Source organism: Streptomyces sp. NPDC059371 (genome assembly GCF_042751995.1).
Lineage (GTDB): Bacteria > Actinomycetota > Actinomycetes > Streptomycetales > Streptomycetaceae > Streptomyces.
This window is the reverse complement of record NZ_JBHYXD010000038.1, coordinates 14,537-32,520: the sequence shown is the minus strand read 5'-3', so window position 1 is coordinate 32,520 and position 17,984 is coordinate 14,537. Positions and strand designations below refer to the sequence as shown.

The 17,984-nt window shown below is 71.7% G+C and carries 12 protein-coding genes and 1 pseudogene; 6 read left to right on the top strand and 7 right to left on the bottom strand.

Translation table 11 applies throughout. The features are described from left to right. Positions 1-125: 125 nt before the first annotated feature. Positions 126-866, bottom strand: coding sequence for a FadR/GntR family transcriptional regulator (locus ACFXGX_RS21960; protein WP_384793876.1), 741 nt, complete (start codon positions 864-866; stop codon positions 126-128). Positions 867-1,136: 270 nt separating this feature from the next. Here ACFXGX_RS21960 and ACFXGX_RS21955 point away from each other — a divergent pair, with 270 nt between their 5' ends. Genes ACFXGX_RS21955 through ACFXGX_RS21935 form a run of 5 tightly spaced genes read left to right on the top strand, consistent with a single transcriptional unit; the run spans position 1,137 to position 7,719 of the window. Further along, a complete protein-coding gene (locus ACFXGX_RS21955) occupies positions 1,137-2,765 on the top strand; it encodes an ABC transporter substrate-binding protein (protein WP_384793768.1) in 1,629 nt (542 codons plus the stop codon). Positions 2,766-2,784: 19 nt separating this feature from the next. Continuing rightward, entirely contained in the window at positions 2,785-3,747 is a 963-nt protein-coding gene (locus ACFXGX_RS21950; RefSeq protein ID WP_384793766.1) for an ABC transporter permease, read from the top strand. Next, complete coding sequence (locus ACFXGX_RS21945) at positions 3,744-5,720, top strand: dipeptide/oligopeptide/nickel ABC transporter permease/ATP-binding protein (RefSeq protein ID WP_384793764.1); 1,977 nt, start codon at positions 3,744-3,746, stop codon at positions 5,718-5,720. Before ACFXGX_RS21950 ends, ACFXGX_RS21945 begins: the two co-directional genes overlap by 4 nt. Continuing rightward, entirely contained in the window at positions 5,717-6,787 is a 1,071-nt protein-coding gene (locus ACFXGX_RS21940) for an oligopeptide/dipeptide ABC transporter ATP-binding protein (RefSeq protein WP_384793762.1), read from the top strand. Before ACFXGX_RS21945 ends, ACFXGX_RS21940 begins: the two co-directional genes overlap by 4 nt. Continuing rightward, on the top strand, positions 6,784-7,719 hold the full coding sequence (locus ACFXGX_RS21935; RefSeq protein ID WP_384793759.1) for a dihydrodipicolinate synthase family protein: 936 nt from the start codon (positions 6,784-6,786) through the stop codon (positions 7,717-7,719). Before ACFXGX_RS21940 ends, ACFXGX_RS21935 begins: the two co-directional genes overlap by 4 nt. A gap of 14 nt (positions 7,720-7,733) precedes the next feature. On the opposite strand, the gene ACFXGX_RS21930 is transcribed toward ACFXGX_RS21935, so the two are convergent. The 6 genes and pseudogenes from ACFXGX_RS21930 to leuA form a co-directional block, all read right to left on the bottom strand. Further along, a complete protein-coding gene (locus tag ACFXGX_RS21930; RefSeq protein WP_384793756.1) occupies positions 7,734-8,945 on the bottom strand; it encodes an exo-alpha-sialidase in 1,212 nt (403 codons plus the stop codon). Positions 8,946-9,145: 200 nt separating this feature from the next. Further along, positions 9,146-9,823, bottom strand: a complete 678-nt coding sequence (locus tag ACFXGX_RS21925; RefSeq protein ID WP_384793753.1) for a response regulator — start codon at positions 9,821-9,823, stop codon at positions 9,146-9,148. 356 nt (positions 9,824-10,179) lie between these two features. Next, positions 10,180-11,364: pseudogene (locus ACFXGX_RS21920) on the bottom strand (sensor histidine kinase); the annotation flags it as partial. 89 nt (positions 11,365-11,453) lie between these two features. Beyond that, positions 11,454-13,535 carry an MMPL family transporter gene (locus ACFXGX_RS21915; protein ID WP_384793750.1) on the bottom strand — a complete coding sequence of 694 codons (2,082 nt, stop codon included), beginning with the start codon at positions 13,533-13,535 and terminating at the stop codon, positions 11,454-11,456. A gap of 166 nt (positions 13,536-13,701) precedes the next feature. Continuing rightward, a complete protein-coding gene (locus ACFXGX_RS21910) occupies positions 13,702-14,397 on the bottom strand; it encodes a TerB family tellurite resistance protein (protein ID WP_384793748.1) in 696 nt (231 codons plus the stop codon). Positions 14,398-14,614: 217 nt separating this feature from the next. After that, positions 14,615-16,357 (bottom strand): 2-isopropylmalate synthase, encoded by a 1,743-nt coding sequence (gene leuA, locus ACFXGX_RS21905; RefSeq protein WP_384793745.1) that lies wholly within the window; start codon positions 16,355-16,357, stop codon positions 14,615-14,617. Between the two features lie 320 nt (positions 16,358-16,677). Between leuA and ACFXGX_RS21900 the strand changes: the two genes are divergently transcribed. Then, positions 16,678-17,748: a M4 family metallopeptidase gene (locus ACFXGX_RS21900; protein WP_384793742.1), complete on the top strand. Its 1,071-nt coding sequence runs from the start codon at positions 16,678-16,680 to the stop codon at positions 17,746-17,748. Positions 17,749-17,984: the final 236 nt, after the last annotated feature.

Below are 17,984 nucleotides of genomic sequence, written 5' to 3'. Positions count from 1 at the left end.
CGGGCACGGGTCCAGCCTAGGGCGCGCCGGGGGTGCGGAACCCGGGGCGGACCCGGGGCGCGCGGACCGGTCGGTACCGGCGCCGACGGGACCCAGGGAAAGCGGCCGTGGAGCGTGGGCCCGCTTCAGCTCACGCCGCGGGAGCCCTGGGCGGCGCGGGCCTCGATGCCCCGGAAGTGGTCGGCCATCGCGCGCTGGGCGCCCTCGACGTCCCGTACCCGCAGGGCACTGAGGATGTCGCGGTGGCGGCGGGCCGTGACCTCCGGGGTGATGTCGTCGCTCCAGCCGCGCACCGCGGCGACCCGCCGGAAGACGGTCCAGAACGCGCCGAGCAGTTGGGGGACGAGCGGGTTGCCGAGCGAGGCGTACAGCAACTCGTGGAACAGGCTGTCGAGTTCGGGGAAGGAGCGGCCGTCGTCGCCCGCCGTCTCCATCTCGGTGACGACGGCTTCGAGCCGGTCCAGTTCCTCCTCGGTCAGCACCTGGGCCACCCGGCTTATCAGCCCCTCCTCCAGCACTTCACGGACCTGGAGGATCTCGGCCAGCGCCGCGGTCGGATCGTCCGGACGGGCGAGTGTGCGAAAGGTCAGTCCGTCGACGAACGGCGTCATGGACGCCTCACCCACATAGGTGCCGTAGCCGTGCCGGATCTCGACTATGTCGAGTGCCTGAAGTGCCTTGAGCGCCTCACGGACCGAGTTGCGGCTCACGCCGAGATCGCTCATCAGCTCGGTCTCGGTGGGCAGTGGCGCACCGGCCGGAAGCCCCTGGTCGAGGATCAGTTGCATGACCTCGCGCTGGATCTGGCTGCTCACCCGGCGCTCGGGCCGGCGCCGGTTCCCGGTCTCCTCAGGCATGCGCCGCATCGTACGCTCGCTGGACATCGGACGTCCCACCTCCGGGCTGATTAAACGCCAAGTTCGGCCAACTACCCCTGTTTCATACCGCCATTGGTCGCACCTGTGGAAGATACGCCATTCGTGTGCGGGCCCTTGACCCCCTCCGCGCCCCCTCCTATGGTCGCGCTGCCCCCCATGACGTAGGACGTCGTATCTCCTGTGTCCCGGGCCGGCCGAACCGACCGCTCCACCGCCTCACCGGACCGTTCAACTGGACCACTCCTTGCTGGAGGAACCGTGCGCGACGTGAACCCCACTCCGGCGCCGCACCGCCGGTCGTTCCTGAAGTACACCGGGGCCCTGGGCGCGGCCGCCGCCCTCTCCTCGACGCTCGGCGCCTGCTCGTCCGGGCCGGAGTCGACGAACGACACCGGCGGTTCGGGCAGCGGACGGAACGCCACGCTGACGGCCGTGATCGGCTACGGGAACGACGGAAGCTGGGATCCGACACAGACCGCGTCCGCCTTCTGCATGGCCGCCAACAACCATGTCTACGAGGGTCTGCTCGACACCGACCCGATCTCCCGCGAGCCCTACGCCGCGCTCGCCACCCAGGTGCCCGCCGACCTCACCGGCACCTCCTGGAAGTTCACGCTGCGCGCCGGTGCCACGTTCCACGACGGCAAGCCGGTCACCGCCGACGACGTGGTCTTCGTCTTCGGCCGGATACTCGATCCCAATACCCAGACGCTCGCCAAGGGCTTCTTCGCCCCCTGGCTGAAGGAAGTCCGCAAGATCGACGCGCAGAACGTCGAGCTGGTCCTCAAGTTCCCGTTCCCCGAAGGGATCTCCCGGCTCACCCTGGCGAAGATCATGCCCAAGCACGTCTTCTCGCAGCCGGGCGCCTGGGACGACGCGATCAAGGGCAAGGCGATCGGTTCGGGCCCCTACCGGCAGACCGCGCACCACCCGAAGTCCAACACCACGTTCGAGGCGTTCGCCGCCTACAACGGTCCGCGCAAGGCCGCCTTCAAGAAGATGAACTGGCTGACCATAGTGGACGCCGCGCCCCGCGTCGCGAAGATCTCCGGAGCGAGCGTCGGGGCCCAGATCGCCGACAACATCCCGTACGCCAACATCGCGCAGCTCCGCAAGGGCGGCATGACCGTCCAGGGCGGCGCCGGCATGAACAACCTGTTCCTGATGTTCAACACCCGGCACAAGCCGTTCGACGACGTCCGCGTCCGTCAGGCGCTGCGCTACGCCATCGACACCGGCAAGATGGTCGAGGTCGCGCTCAAGGGGCACGGGAGGCCGTCGAGTTCCTTCCTCAACGAGGCCAACCCCTCCTACCGGCCCGCGAAGACCGTCTACTCCTACGACCCGGAGAAGGCGAAGAAGCTCCTGAAGGAGGCCGGGGTCAAGGGGCTGGAGATCGAGATCCTGTCGGTGAACGTGAGCTGGATCGTCGACTGCCTGCCGACCGTCAAGGCGTCCTGGGACGCGATCGGCGTGCGGACGACGCTGTCCCCGCAGGAGACCACGGCCGTGTTCACCAAGATGGACCAGAAGCAGGACTACCAGGTCGTCGCCGCCGCCTCGAACCCCAACCAGTTCGGCCTCGACGCCGACCTGATCATGCACTACAACTACGGCCCCCAGAACCTCTGGATGGGCTACGCCCGCTGGGCCGGCGACCCGGTCGCGAGGCAGCTCTTCAAGGACATGGACCGGGCGACCCAGGAACCGGACGCCGACAAGAAGAAGACGATGATCCAGGACTACATCGACGTCGTCGCCGAACAGGCCGTGCTCTACCCGGTCGTGCACAACGAGCTGATGACGGCGTGGAATCCGCGCCGGCTCGCGGGGATAAGGCCGCAGCCCTATCCGGGCATCAACCTGCTGCAAGCCAAGTGGGTCTAGGCGTCAGGGGAGTTCGTACGTGGTCGCCATCCTCAGGATCCTGCTGCGCCGCGTCGCGCTGCTCGTGCCGCTGATGCTCGGGATCGTCCTGTTCGTGTTCCTGGTGATGCGGTTCTCGGACGTCGATCCGGCGTCCGCGTTCTTCCAGGGCGCCAACCCGACCCCGGAGCAACTGCACGACTTCAGAGAGCAGAGCGGGCTGCTCGATCCGCTGCCCGTGCGCTACATCCACTTCGTGGCGGACCTGCTGCACGGCGAGATGGGCACCAGCGCCCTGACCAGGGCGCCGGTCGTCGATCAGGTCACCACCGCGCTGCCGCTCACCCTCCAGCTCACCTTCCTGGGGCTCGGCATCGCGGTGGTGCTGGCGCTGCTCGGCGGGGTGACGGCCGCGATCCACCGCGACCGGCTGCCCGACCAGATCATCCGGGTGGTGTCCCTGACCGGGGTCGCCGCACCGGGTTTCTGGCTGGCACTGCTGATGATCCAGTACCTCGCCGTCGACCAGGGCTGGTTCCCGACCGGCGGCTACATCAACCCGGCCGACTCGCTGACCGGCTGGCTGAAGACCATGGCGCTTCCGGCGCTCGCGCTCTCCCTGCCGGTCGCCGCCCAGCTCACCCGGATCGTCCGGACGTCCGTGGTCGAGGAGCTCGACAAGGACTACGTACGCACCGCGATCGGAAGCGGGCTGCCGCCCCGGGTGGTCGTCGGCCGCAACGTCCTGCGCAACGCCCTGATGAACCCGCTCACCGTGCTGGGGCTGCGGGTCGGCTATCTGCTGGGCGGGGCGGTCGTCATCGAGACGATCTTCTCGCTGCCCGGCATGGGCAAGCTGATGATCGACGCCGTGCAGAACGGTGACCCGGCCGTCGTGCAGGGCGTCGTCCTCACCACGGCCATCGGCTTCGTGGTCGTGAACCTCGTCATCGACATCCTGTATCTGCTGGTCAACCCACGACTGAGGGAAGCGACCCGATGATCACGCGGAAGGAACTCGCGGGAGCCCTCGCCCGGCCCGGTATCCGGCTGCGCGGCTGGCGCAGACTGCCGCCGCTGTCGAGGATCGCGGTCTGCTTCCTGGCCGTGGTCCTCGTGACGGCGGTGTTCGCCCCGCTGCTCGCGCCGCACGACCCGCTCGACCAGCAGCCGCAGACGGACGGCACCGGGCACCCGTCGGCGGGGCACTGGATGGGGCAGGACAGCCTCGGCCGGGACATCCTCAGCCGGCTGATGTACGGGGCCCGCTGGTCCCTGGCCATCGGGCTCGGCGCCACCGCGCTCGCCCTGGTCGTGGGCGCGCTGCTCGGCGCGCTCGCCGCGACCTCGCGCAAGGCGGTCGACGAGACGCTGATGCGCACGCTGGACGTGGTGATGGCGTTCCCCGGCATCGCGCTCGCCGCCGTGCTCGTCGCCGTCTTCGGCGGCGGCATCACCGTGCTGATCTGCGCGATCGCGTTCCTGTTCACCCCGCCCGTGGCCCGGGTCGTGCGGGCGAACGTGCTCGACCAGTACGGCGAGGACTACGTCACCGCCGAGCAGGTGATCGGCGCCCGCACCCCGCACATCGTGCTCCGGCACGTGGCCGTCAACTGCGCGGCCCCGGTCCTGGTGTTCTGCACCGTGCAGGTCGCCGAGGCGATCGTGTTCGAGGCCTCGCTGTCCTTCATCGGCGCGGGCGTACGGCCCCCGGACCCGTCCTGGGGCAGTGTCATCGCCGACGGCAAGAACATGGTGCTGACCGGCGGCTGGTGGGCCACCGTCTTCCCCGGCCTGCTGATGCTGGTCACCGTGCTGTCGCTGAACATCCTCTCCGAGGGCGTCTCCGACGCATGGGCCGCGCCGGCCGGCCGCGAGGTGTCGGTGCCGCCCGCCGAGGACCGGCTCGAAGCCCCGGAGCCGGGCAGCGGCACGGTCGTCGAACTGCCCGGTCTGGCACAGGCCGCGGCCCGGCTGCGCGCGCGGGCCCGCCCGCCCGTCACGGACGGGCAGCCCGTTCTCGCCGTCGAGCGTCTGGCCATCGGCTTCGACCACCGGCACAGCGGTGTGGACATCGTCGACGGCATCAGCTTCGAGGTGCACCCGGGCGAGGTCCTGGGCCTGGTGGGCGAGTCGGGCTGCGGGAAGTCGCTGACGGCCCTGACGGTGATGGGCCTGGAGCCCAAGGACGCCCGGGTGCGCGGCCAGGTCCGGTTCCGGCAGCGCCAGTTGGTCGGCGAGCCGATGCGGGTACGACGCCGGCTGCTGGGCCACGAGATGGCGATGGTCTACCAGGACGCGCTGTCGTCCCTGAACCCGGCGATGACGATCAGGGCGCAGCTCAAGCAGGTGATACGGCGGGGCGGCAGGCGGCCGGCGGCCGAGCTCCTCGCCCTGGTCGGTCTCGATCCCGAGCGGACCCTGCGCAGTTACCCCCACGAGCTCTCCGGCGGCCAGCGCCAGCGGGTGCTGATCGCGATGGCGCTGTCCCGCGAGCCGGCTCTGATCGTCGCGGACGAGCCGACGACGGCTCTGGACGTGACGGTCCAGGCGCAGGTCATGGAGCTGTTGCTGCGGCTGCGGGCGGAACTGGACTTCGCCCTGGTCCTCGTCTCGCACGACCTGGCGCTGATCTCGGCGGTCACCGACCGGGTGGTCGTGATGTACGGCGGCCAGATCGTCGAGACGGGGGTGACGGCGGACCTGGTGGAGTCCCCGGCCCACCACTACACGCGCGGACTGCTGGGCGGTGTCCTGTCCCTGGAGTCGGCGGCCGAGCGCATGACGCAGATCAGGGGAGTCGTCCCCTCCCCCGCCGACTTCCCGGCCGGCTGCCGGTTCGCCGACCGGTGTCCGATGGCCGACGAGGTGTGCCGGGCCACGGCGCCGGACCTCCTCGGCACGCCCACGCACACGGCGGCCTGCCACCACCCGGCCGTCGACCTGGTGACGACGGAGAGCGAGGCCGTGAAATGAGCACATCCCCGGGGGACGCGCTCGTCCGGCTCACCGACGCGCATGTCGTCCACAAGGCGCGCAGCGGCGGTGTGTTCACCCGCGACCGGGTGTACGCGCTGACGGGCGCCGATCTCGCCGTGGCGCCCGGCGAGACGATCGGCGTCGTCGGCGAGTCGGGCTGCGGCAAGTCGACGCTCGCGAAGGTGCTGGTGGGGGTGCAGCGGCCGACGTCCGGCACGGTGACCTTCCGCGGCCGTGACCTGTGGTCCCTGACGCCGGACGAGCGGCGCACGGTGGTCGGCGCCGGCACGGGCATGATCTTCCAGGACCCGTCGACGGCCCTGAACCGCCGGCTGTCCGTGCGCCGGATCCTGCGCGACCCGCTGGATGTGCACCGGCGCGGCAGCGCGGCCGAACGGGCCGACCGGGTGAGGGAGCTGATGTCCCTGGTCGGCCTGCCCCGGGCGCTCGCGGACGCGCTGCCCGGCCAGCTCTCCGGCGGCCAGCGCCAGCGGGTGGCGATCGCCCGCGCGCTGGCCCTGGATCCCGGACTGGTGGTGGCCGACGAGCCGACGAGCGCGCTGGACGTGTCGGTGCGCGCGCAGATCCTCAATCTCCTGCTGGACCTGAAGGAACGCCTCGGCCTGGCCCTGGTGTTCGTGTCCCACGACATCCAGACGGTGCGCCGGATGAGCGACCGGGTGATCACGATGTACCTCGGCCGGATCGTCGAGGAGTCCCCGGCGGGCGAGGTCACCGACGGCTCGCGTCACCCGTACACCCGGGCGCTGTTCTCGGCGACCCCGGGCCTGCTGGATCCCATCGAGCCGATCCCGCTGACCGGGCCCGTGCCCTCGGCGACGCGCCCGCCGAGCGGCTGCCCCTTCCGCACCCGCTGCTGGAAGGCGGACACGCAGTGCGCGACCCGGATGCCGGACTTCACGGCCGCGTCGGCACCCGGCCACCGCTTCCGGTGCCACCATCCTGTCGAGGAGGGCCGGTCGACGCGCACCCTCGTCGCGCAGGCCGAGTCCGCCGCACTGGCCGATGTTCCGTTCCAGCAGCACATCCGGGAGCCTTCATGACCTTCCCCGCCCCGCTGACCGGTGTCGTACCGCCCGTCTGCACGCCCCTGACACCGGACCGCGAGGTGGACGTCCCGTCGCTCACCCGGCTGATCGACCACCTGGTGAACGCCGGGGTGCACGGCCTGTTCGTCCTCGGCTCGACGTCCGAGGTGGCCTATCTGACGGACGCGCAGCGCAAGCGGGTGGTGGAGACGACGGTGGCGCACGTGGCCGGTCAGCTCCCCGTCCTGGCGGGCGCCATCGACATGACGACGCCCCGCGTCCTGGACCACGCGCGCACCGCCCGTGCCGCGGGCGCGGACGCGATCGTCGTCACGGCCCCCTTCTACACCCGCACCCATCCCGCGGAGATCGCCCGGCACTTCCGTGTCGTCGCCGCCCGCGCCTCGCTCCCCCTGTTCGCGTACGACCTCCCCGCCTCCGTCCACACCAAGCTGAGCCCCGAACTGGTCCTCGAACTCGCCGCCGACGGTGTCCTGGCCGGCCTGAAGGACTCCAGCGGCGACCTCGGCGCCTTCCGCGCGGTCGTCACCGGCGCCCGTACCCGCCCGGGCGCCGGCGGCTTCACCGCGCTCACCGGCTCCGAGGTGGTCGTGGACTCGGCGCTGGCCCTCGGCGCGGACGGCGTGGTCCCCGGCCTGGCCAACGTGGACCCGGTGGGCTACGTACGGCTGTACGAGCTGTGCGCGGCGGGCGACTGGCAGCGGGCGCGGGCGGAACAGGAACGGCTGTGCGAGCTGTTCGGCCTGGTGGACGTCGGCGACCCGGCCCGGATGGGCGGCAGTTCCTCGGCGCTCGGCGCCTTCAAGGCCGCGCTGTCCCTGCGGGGCGTCATCGACTGCGCCGCGACAGCGGAACCCCAGGTGCCGCTGTCGCCGGACGAGGTCGAACGCGTCGGGAAGTATCTGGCCTCGGCGGGACTGCTCTGAGCCAGGGCCCGCCGTCACCCGAGCAGCCCGCTCAGCGGCAGCCGCCGGAACTCGATGGTCTCGTACGGTCCCGCGTCGCCGGTCTCGTAGAGGATGCCGACCCGGGAGGCACCGAGCTGGACGAGGTCCGAGTAGGCGGCCCGCCGCGTGGACAGGGTGGTCGCCTTGTCGAAGTCCGCGCCCGCCGTCGCGCTGCGCCAGACGGCCATGGACTGGCGGACGGTGGGGACGGAGGGGCCCGAGAAGAGGAGCGGGGCGAAGCGGCCGGTGAGCTGGAGGACACTGCCCTGGACGACGGGGACGTCGTTCAGGTCGGGCTGGACGGCGAAGGGGCGGTCCAGGGTCTCGGCGCCGTCACTGGAGTAGGAGTCGAGGCGGTTGCCCGTGCTCGTGCCGTTCTGGTCGCGCGAGGTGAAGTAGAGCCTGCCGTCGGGCAGTTCGGCGGCCGAGCTCTCGTTGGCGTTGTCGGTCCCGTCGTAGGAGTCGTCGACGAAGCCGAGCCGCCAGGTGCGCCCGCCGTCGTCGCTGTAGAGCGCGTGCGCCCCGTAGTACCTGGCCTCCTGGCCGGTGTCCGTGGACCCGGCGGGCGGGGCGGCGGAGTGGTTGGCGGGCACGACCAGGCGTCCCGCGTGCGGTCCATGGCGCAGTGCGATCGCGTGGCCGGGCCCGGTGGCGTACCAGCGCCAGCCCGGCAGCTTCGCCTGGTCCGTGATGTCCCGCGGGGCGGTGAAGTGGCGCCCGTCGTCACGGCTGGTCTGGACGAAGACGCGCCGGCTCTGCTCCGCGGTGACCTCGCCGCGCATGATCTGCGCCTCGGTGACCGCACCGCTGTTGTAGGAGGTGAGCAGGACGATCCGGCCGGTTTTCGGGTCCACCACCGGAGCCGGGTTGCCGCGGGTGTCGCCGTCTCCGGAGGCGACGACCCGCATCGGGCTCCAGGTGCAGCCGCCGTCGAAGGAGCGCCTGAGGACGACGTCGATGTTCCCGGTGTCGCCCGCGCCGCTGTGCCGCCCCTCGGCGAAGGCGAGCAGCGTGCCGGCTCCGGTCGTGACGGTCGCCGGGATGCGGTAGGTGTCGTACCCGTCCTGGCCCGCGGTGTACGGGACGGAGGAGGTGCAGCCCCCGGCGCCCCGGGGCGCGGCCGAGGCGGCGTGGCCTGTGGCGGCGAGGGCGGTGAACAGTCCGGCGGTGGCGGCGAACGCGACCATGCGGCTCATGCTGGTCATGACACTCCCTGGACAACGTCGACTGCATCGGACACGGAACGACGTGGGACGTGGGATGTCCCGGTGAACCTAATGTGCCCAGCGCGCCGCGGCGATACCCGTGCTTTCAGGGTGTGCTGATGGGACGTCAGTCGGTTCCGGTCACGCTTTCGGCCGCTGCCGCCGGGGCGGGCCCGGCCCCGGCTCTCGGCCGCCGCCGGTCAGGACCGGCCCGTGTCTCCGGGGGTCACCAGGCCCGACTCGTACGCCACGATGACGAGCTGGGTCCGGTCGCGGGCGCCCAGCTTGCCCATGATGCGGCTGACGTGGGTCTTCGCGGTGAGCGGACTGAGCCCCAACGCCGCCGCGATCTCGGTGTTGTTGAGGCCGCGTGCGACGAGGGTGAGCACCTCGCGCTCGCGCTCGGAGAGCCCCTCGGGACCGCCCGCGGCGAGCGCGGGGACGGAGGGGGCGCGCAGGAAGCGGGCGACCAGGCGGGCTGTGGGGCCCGGCGAGAGCAGCGCGTCCCCGGCGGCCACGGTGCGGATCGCGTCGAGTAGTTCGGCGGGCCGGGTGTCCTTCACCAGGAAGCCGGAGGCGCCCGCGCGCAGTGCCTCCACGATGTGCTCGTCGGTGTCGTACGTGGTGAGCACGAGCACCCTGACCCCGGCGAGGTTCTCGTCGGCCGCGATGAGCCGGGTGGCCTCGATGCCGTCCAGGTCGGGCATGCGGATGTCCATGACGACCAGGTCGGCGCGTGCGGCGCGGGCCAGCTCGACGGCCTCCCGGCCGGTGGCCGCCTGCCCGACGACCTCCATGTCCCGCGCCGACTCCACGAGCATGGCGAACGCGGCCCGTACGAGGTTCTGGTCGTCGGCGAGCACCACCCGGATGGTCATCGGAGCCCGTCCTCTCCCGGCTCGGCCACGCCCGCGGGACCGCTCCCGGGTGCGTGACGGTCGTCCCGTACGGCGCCGGCGTCACGTACGGACAGAGGCGCCGGGCGCCGGTCCGGCACCGGCAGACGGTCGGGGTCGGGGTCGGGCCGCTGGTCCGGCACGGATCGACGGTCGGGGTCGGGGTCGGGTCGCCCGTCCGGCACCGATCCACGGTCGAGGTCGGGTCGCCGGTCCGGAACCGATCCACGGTCGGGGTCGGGTCGCCGGTCCGGAACCGATCCACGGTCGGGGTCGGGTCGCCGGTCCGGAACCGATCCACGGTCGGGGTCCGGCCTCTGGTCCGGCACCGCTGTGCGCAGGGGCAGGACGGCCAGCACCGCGAATCCGCCCTCCTCCCGTGTCCCGCTCTCCACCGTGCCGCCCACGCTGCGGGCCCGCTCCCGCATCCCCACCAGACCGAAGCCGGGCGGGCCCCCCGCGTCCCCGATGCCGTCGTCGGTGACCCGCACGCGCAGCGCCCAGCCGTCCGTGTCCAGCTCCACGCGGACGCTCGCGCCGGGGCCCGCGTGCCGTACCGCGTTGGTCAGCGCCTCCTGGACGATGCGGTAGGCGGCGGCGCCCACGGCGGTGGGCACACCGTCGGCCCCCACCACGGACGAGGCCTCCACCCGTGTGCCCGCCGAACGGGCCGCCGCCACCAGATCGGGTACGCCGTCGAGGCCGGGCAGCGGGCCCCGGCCGTCGCCGCCGCCGTGCTCGGTGTGCTCGGTGTCGCGCAGCACCTCCAGCGTGCTCCGCAGTTCGCCGCGTGCGGTCCGGCAGGTCTCGGAGATGTCGTCGAGGGCCTTGGCGACGGCCGCACGGTCCAGACGGCCGGGGTCGGCGGCCAGGACGTGCGCGGCGACGGAGGTCTGCACGCCGATCAGGGTGATGCTGTGGGCGAGCAGGTCGTGCAGGTCCCGGGCGATGCGCAGCCGCTCCTCGGCGACCCGGCGGCGGGCCTCCTCCTCGCGGGTGCGCTCGGCGCGCTCCGCGCGTTCGACGACCGAGGCGAAGTACTGCCCGTGCACCCGGACGTAGACGCCGAGCACGATGAACGCGACGATCCAGCCGGTGACGCGCAGCGCCTCGGTGCCCTCGGCGGTGCCATGCCCGAACTCGACCGCGAGCATGATCCCGATGACACCGCCGCCGACGACCAGGGAGCGCAGCGGGCTCCCGGTGACGGCGACGGTGAACAGCGCGGTCATCGAGACGAGCAGCGGCGCGCTGTGGTCGAAGTCGAGCGCGTGGTACGGGGCGACGCAGGCGACGAGTCCGAGGAACGCGGCGAGCGGGGCACGCCGCCGGAAGATCATCGGAAGGTGGGCGGCGACCAGCAGGCTCCAGCCGAGCGCGTCCGGCCGGCGGCCGTCCGTGTTCAGGGTGAGCGCCACGGCGACGTCGAGGAGCAGCAGCACGCCCGCGAGCAGCGCGTCCTGGCGCAGGACCCGCGCCGGATCGGTGGTGCCCCGGTGTCCGAAGCCGGTGAGGTGCAGCATGCGTTTGACGTCCACCGCTTCATCTTCCGTGAGGGGGCGCCCCCGCGGGAGGCGGGGGCGCCCGATGTCCGTCGTCCGGTGGCTGCGGGTCAGCCGACGGGGACGGGGTCCTGTCGTCCGGCCTTCTCGGGGTCCGGCTCGCGGGAGAGGCCGCCCGGCCACCACACCTTCCGTCCCAGTGCCACGCTCGCGCTGGTCACCAGGTACGTACGGACGAGGAAGGTGTCGAGCAGCACCCCGACGGAGATGACGAAGCCGAGCTCGACGAGCTGGAGGAGCCCCATGTTCGTGAGCACCGCGAAGGTGGCCGCGAGGACGAGGCCGGCCGAGGCGATCACGCCTCCGGTGGTGCGCAGCGCGGTGAGCGCGGCGGCGGCCGGTTCGGCGCCGGAGCGGGATTCCTCCCGCATCCGGTGCATGAGGAAGATGCCGTAGTCGACGCCGAGGGCGACCAGGAACACGAAGGACAGCAGGCCGAGGCCGGGATCGGTTCCCTCGAACCCGAACAGCGGGCCGAAGACGAGGCCGCCGATGCCGAGGGCCGCGCCCCACACCGCGATGACGGCGGCGACGAGCAGCAGCGGCGCGACGAGCGAGCGCAGCAGCAGGATCAGGATCAGCAGCACCGAGACGAGCACGATCGGGACGACGACGAGCCGGTCGCGGGCGTTCGTGTCCTGGAGGTCGAGCTGCTGGGCGCTGGGGCCGCCGACGTACGATCCGCCGAGGTCCGCCCGCAGGGCCTTGATGGTGGCCGTCTCGGCCGCCGACTGCGGGGCGCCGCGGGCGATGACGGAGATCTCGGTCCAGCCTCCGCCACTGCGTCCGCGTTCGGCGCTCGCGACGCCTGTGTGGCCGCGCGCGGCGGACAGCGTGGCGTCCGCCCGTCCGGTGGGGGTGATCACGGTGATCGGCTGGGTGCCCTGCCCGGGGTAGGCGCGGGCGAGTGTCTCCATCGCGGTGACCGAGTCGGGCCGGTGGACGAAGGAGTCCTCCTGCTTGAGCGCGCCCGGCAGGTTCAGGGTGCCGAGGGCGAGCGCCCCGAGCAGGGCGGCTCCGCTCGCCAGGACGACGAGCGGCCGGCGGCCGGCCGAGGACCCCATCGCGGCGAACAGGCTCCGCCGTTGCCGGGGCTCGCTGCCGTAGGCGGGGACGAGCGGCCAGAACACCCGCCGGCCGAGCAGGACGAGCACGGCGGGCAGCAGGGTCAGCATGGCGAGGAGGGCGCACAGCACACCGACGGTGCCGGTCGGGCCCATGCCCCGGCTGCTGTTGAGGTCGGCGGCGAGCAGGCAGAACAGTCCGGCCGCGACGGTCCCGGAGGAGGCGAGCACGGCGGGCCCGCAGCCGCGCAGGGCCTCCTTCATGGCGTCGTAGGGCCGCTCCACGCGCCGCAGTTCCTCCCGGTAGCGGGAGATGATCAGCAGGGCGTAGTCGGTTCCGGCGCCGAAGACGAGGATCGTCATCACGCCCGAGCTCTGTCCGGAGACGACCGTGCCGAACGCCTGGTTCAGGCCGTAGGCGACGCCCATCGACAGATAGTCCGCGACGCCCGCGACGGCGAGCGGTACGAGCCACAGCAGCGGGCTGCGGTAGATGAGGATGAGCAGGACGGCGACGACGGCGACGGTGGTGTAGAGCAGCGGCCCGCCGAGCGAGTTGTAGACCTCGCCCGCGTCGGTGGCCAGGGCGCCGGGCCCGCCGACTACGACGCTCATCGCGCCGGTGTCCCGGGCCACGTCGCGGACGTCGTTCACGAACGCGTCGCGCTTCTTCTCGTCGGTGCCGGGCGCGTTGCTGGCGACCGGATACATCAGGGTGCTGCCGTCGGCGGACGGCACGGCCCTGGGGGTGCCGGTGAGCGGGTTCACCCGGGTGATCGCGGCGACCTGGCGGGCCGCGGTGGCCCGGTCGGCCGGCCGGAGTCCCCCCTCGCGGTGGTAGACGAGCACCAGTTCGGTGGTCTCGCCGCCGGGCAGGCGGTCCTCGATCTTCGCGACCCGCGTGGAGTCGGCGCTCGACGGCAGATAGTCGACGGCACGGTCGTGCTGCACGTCCGACAGCTTCGCCGCGAACGGGCCGACGACTGCCAGCAGCCCGATCCACAGCGCGAGCACCGCCCACGGCACGGCCCGCCGTCGCGACGGCGTACTTGTCTCTCCGGCCCCCATGGACAGGGCCTCCCTTCGGTCCGGATGTCTGGTTACCGAGTTCCAGACTTCCGGCCCGTCGGACGCCTTTCGTCGCTCGCGGGAGCGAGCCGGGCCCTACTGCGCGGGGTGTGCCGGGGCGGTCGTTACTCCCTGGGGAGTAGTGCGGCGGTGGGCTTCCGGTCCGCTACGACGGTGTGCGGGCCGCGGCCAGGAGGCGGGTCACGTCGTCGGAGCAGATCGTCAGGGCCGCGCCGACGGTGGCGAGGACGTCGCGTTCGGCGGGGGTGTAGGGGCCGTCGGCGAGGGCGATGCGGGCGCCCTGGAGGAGGATCGCCTCGCGGCCCGTCGCGGCGAGGTGCGGGGCCAGCGGGTCCAGGGCCTCGTGGAGCTCTATGGCCAGGCTCGCTCCGCAGGGCTCGCCGAAGAAGCGGCCGGTGTCGGCGGCGAGGGCCTCGACGAGGGCGCTGAGCTGGTCCTCGGTGCAGTCGTCGAAGCCGGCCGAGCGGACGGTCGCGGCGGCGGTCTCCAGGGAGGAGCGGGCGCAGCCGCCGCCCGCCGCGAGGACCGCGAGGGCGACGGTGTGGACGGCGTCGCGGAGCATCGCGGAGAAGCGGGTGGTGGTGGGGTGGTCGAGGACGTCCGCGCCGTAGTGGCGGCCGCAGGCCGCGCATTCCACGACGGGCCCCGTCTCGCCGCGCGGGAGGACGGGAACACCCAGAAGAGTGAAGCGGCGCCGGCCGGTGAGCCGCTGGTAGTTGCGGTCGCCGCCGCAGCCGGGGCAGAAGAACTCCCCGTCGCCGACGGTGCTCCACGCCGTACGGGTGCCCAGGATGCGGGGAACCTGAACTGCACGACCGTTTCGTCCCCATCCTGGCAGCACGTCGCACACCTCCGTAATTCCCCCACAGCCTCAAAGGCGTGGGCGGTGCCCCCACGGCAACATCGCCGCGCTGGCGTGATGTTAGCCACATTGTTGAGGTGTAGTCAGTACCTGGGACGAGACCTGCTTGTGACCTGCACACGATTTGGCCGGGATATGACCCGGCCCCCCCCGCCTCGAAAGGCGGACGGGGCCGGAAAGAACCAGGTGAACGGGGTCAGCGGGCCGCGCGGTTGACGGCGGAGACGACGGCCTTCAGCGAAGCGCGTGTCGTGTTCGCGTCGATGCCGATTCCCCACAGGACCTTGTCGCCGATCGCGCACTCGATGTACGACGCGGCCTGCGCGGAGGCGCCCTCGCTCATCGTGTGCTCCTGGTAGTCCAGGAGGCGGACGTCGATGCCGATGGACTGCAGGGCGTCGAAGAAGGCGGAGATCGGGCCGTTGCCGGTGCCGCTCAGGACGGTGTCGGTGCCGTCGACCGTGGCCTCGACGGTCAGGGTGTCGACGCCGTCCTTGTCCGTGGTGGACTGGCCGGTCCTGACCTGGATACGGCCCCACGCGTTGCCGGGGTTGGGCAGGTACTCGTCCTGGAAGGTCGCCCAGATGTCCTTCGGCGTGACCTCGCCGCCCTCGGCGTCGGTCTTCGCCTGGATCATCTTCGAGAACTCGATCTGCATCCGGCGCGGCAGGTCCAGCTTGTGGTCGTTCTTCAGGACGTACGCGATACCGCCCTTGCCCGACTGCGAGTTGACCCGGATGACGGCCTCGTAGGAACGGCCGACGTCCTTGGGGTCGATGGGCAGGTACGGGACGGCCCACTCGATGTCGTCGACGGTGACGCCCTTGGCGGCCGCCTCGGCCTCCATGGCGTCGAAGCCCTTCTTGATGGCGTCCTGGTGGGAGCCGGAGAAGGACGTGTAGACCAGGTCGCCCACGTACGGGTGGCGCGCGTGGACGTCCATCTGGTTGCAGTACTCCCACGTACGACGGATCTCGTCGATGTCGGAGAAGTCGATCTGCGGGTCGACGCCCTGCGAGAACAGGTTCATGCCCAGGGTGACCAGGTCGACGTTGCCGGTGCGCTCGCCCTGCCCGAACAGGCAGCCCTCGACACGGTCGGCGCCGGCCATCAGCGCCAGCTCGGCGGCGGCGACGGCGGTGCCGCGGTCGTTGTGCGGGTGGATCGACAGACAGACGTACTCGCGGCGGGACAGGTGACGGCCCATCCACTCGAAGCGGTCCGCGTGCGTGGAGGGGGTCGAACGCTCCACCGTGGCGGGCAGGTTGAGGATGATCTCGCGGCCCGGACCGGGCTGCCAGACGTCCATGACCGCCTCGCAGACCTCCAGGGCGAAGTCCAGCTCGGTGTCGGTGAAGATCTCGGGGCTGTACTGGTACCCGAACTCGGTCTCGGGGCCCAGCAGTTTCTCCGCGTACTCGACGACCAGACGCGTGCCGTCGACGGCGATCTGCTTGATGTCGTCCTTCGAGCCGCGGAAGACGACGCGGCGGAAGACCGGCGCGGTGGCATTGTACAGGTGCACGTTGGCGCGCCTGGCGCCCTTCAGCGACTCGACGGTCCGCTCGATCAGGTCCTCGCGGGCCTGGGTCAGTACGGAGATCGTCACGTCGTCCGGGATCGCGCTCTCGTCCTCGATGATCGAGCGGACGAAGTCGAAGTCCGTCTGGCCCGACGCCGGGAAGCCGACCTCGATCTCCTTGTAGCCCATCTTGACCAGCAGGTCGAACATCTCGCGCTTGCGCGCGGGCGACATGGGGTCGATCAGGGCCTGGTTGCCGTCGCGCAGATCCGTGGAGAGCCAACGGGGGGCGACGGTGATCCGGTTGTTCGGCCAGTCGCGGTCGGGGATGTCGACCTGGTCGTACCGGCCGTACTTGTGGACCGGCATCGACGTGGGCTGCTGACGGTTGATGCGGGCGTGCTGGCTGTCCGCCATGATGCGTAGGCTCCTCAGGATGTCCGAAAGGACGGCCGACGGCGCAACGCCAGACTCCGCGGGGAGGGGGTCGGCCTCGACTACAGGCCCTCGCCGCGGCAGCTAAGAAGAAGCAGCCCGAAACGCATAATGCTCCGCAGCCTAGCGGAGCCGCGCTCCGTACGGAGGGCTGTATCAGTATGCGGGATCGCGCGCCCCAAAAGGGACAAAGAGTGCGCCATACCACTTCCAGCCGGAATCCCCGGCTCCTTATCCTCGCATTTCACCAATCATGGTTGCACGTAGTGACATACAGATCACTCAGTGCAAGGGTGCCGGGCATGACGACCAACGGGGGCCACGAGCCCGTCCACTGCACCATCGTTCCGCCCCATGTCCTCGACAAGCTCGCCCAGCACGAGGACCCCGCGCTCTCCGGTCCCGCGCGCCAGACCCTGGAGCGCGACGCGTACGAGCGCACCCACCGCCGGCTGACCACCGTCATCGGCGCGCCCGCCGTCGCCGCGCCTGCGGGGGCCGACGACCACGCGCCGCACCGCACGATCTACGACGCCCGCCACCGCCAGGACCTCCCCGGCAGGAAGGTCCGCGGCGAGGGCGACAGGCCCGGCAAGGACGCCACCGTCAACCGCGCGTACGCCGGCCTCGGCGCGACCTTCGAGCTCTACCTGAACGCCTTCCAGCGCACCTCGATCAACGGCGAGGGACTGCCGCTCGACGCCACCGTGCACTTCGACAAGGACTACAACAACGCCTTCTGGAACGGCGAGCAGATGGTGTTCGGCGACGGCGACGGCGAGATCTTCCTCGACTTCACCCTCCCGGTCGACGTCATCGGCCACGAGCTGACCCACGGTGTCACCCAGTACACGGCGAACCTCACGTACTTCGGTCAGCCGGGTGCCCTGAACGAGTCCATGTCGGACGTCTTCGGCTCGCTGATCAAGCAGTACACACTCGGCCAGACCGCCGGCGAGGCCGACTGGCTGATCGGCGCCGGGCTGCTCGCCCCGCGGGTCACCGGCACCGCGCTGCGCTCCATGAAGGCGCCGGGCACCGCGTACGACGACGACGTGCTCGGCAAGGACCCGCAGCCCGGGACGATGGACGGCTATGTCCGCACCGGCCGGGACAACGGCGGTGTCCACATCAACTCCGGCATCCCCAACCACGCCTTCTACCTCGTCGCCCAGGCCCTCGGCGGCAACGCGTGGGAGCGGGCCGGACAGATCTGGTACGACGTGCTGACCGGCGGGGAGCTGCCGCAGCAGGCCCTCTTCTCCGACTTCGCGCGGCTCACCCTCGCCGCGGCGCGGACCCGGTACAACGAGGGGGAGGAACTGCAGGCGGTGTCGAAGGCCTGGGAACAGGTCGGGGTGCCGTCCGCGTAGGCCCGGCGGAAAGCGCCGCAGCCCCGACGGAAAGCGCCGCAGCCCCGGGCGCCCGACTCGTACCGGACAGGACACCATGCGTATCGAAGTGCGGCGTACGGGCGGATTCGCGGGCATCGAGCGCCGGGGGGGGGGGGGGGGCCCCCCCCCCCCCCCCCCCCCCCCCAGCGCCCCCCCCCCCGCCCCCCCCCCCCCCCCCCCCCAAACCCCCCCCACAGACACGCACCCCCCCACCC

Bases quoted from the DNA above. Each gene is read 5' to 3' on its own strand.
- ACFXGX_RS21960 (WP_384793876.1), bottom strand. From the start codon at position 866: ATGCGGCGCATGCCTGAGGAGACCGGGAACCGGCGCCGGCCCGAGCGC.
- ACFXGX_RS21900 (WP_384793742.1), top strand. From the start codon at position 16,678: ATGACGACCAACGGGGGCCACGAGCCCGTCCACTGCACCATCGTTCCG.
- ACFXGX_RS21915 (WP_384793750.1), bottom strand. From the start codon at position 13,535: ATGGGGGCCGGAGAGACAAGTACGCCGTCGCGACGGCGGGCCGTGCCG.
- leuA (WP_384793745.1), bottom strand. From the start codon at position 16,357: ATGGCGGACAGCCAGCACGCCCGCATCAACCGTCAGCAGCCCACGTCG.
- ACFXGX_RS21925 (WP_384793753.1), bottom strand. From the start codon at position 9,823: ATGACCATCCGGGTGGTGCTCGCCGACGACCAGAACCTCGTACGGGCC.
- ACFXGX_RS21930 (WP_384793756.1), bottom strand. From the start codon at position 8,945: ATGACCAGCATGAGCCGCATGGTCGCGTTCGCCGCCACCGCCGGACTG.
- ACFXGX_RS21935 (WP_384793759.1), top strand. From the start codon at position 6,784: ATGACCTTCCCCGCCCCGCTGACCGGTGTCGTACCGCCCGTCTGCACG.
- ACFXGX_RS21940 (WP_384793762.1), top strand. From the start codon at position 5,717: ATGAGCACATCCCCGGGGGACGCGCTCGTCCGGCTCACCGACGCGCAT.
- ACFXGX_RS21945 (WP_384793764.1), top strand. From the start codon at position 3,744: ATGATCACGCGGAAGGAACTCGCGGGAGCCCTCGCCCGGCCCGGTATC.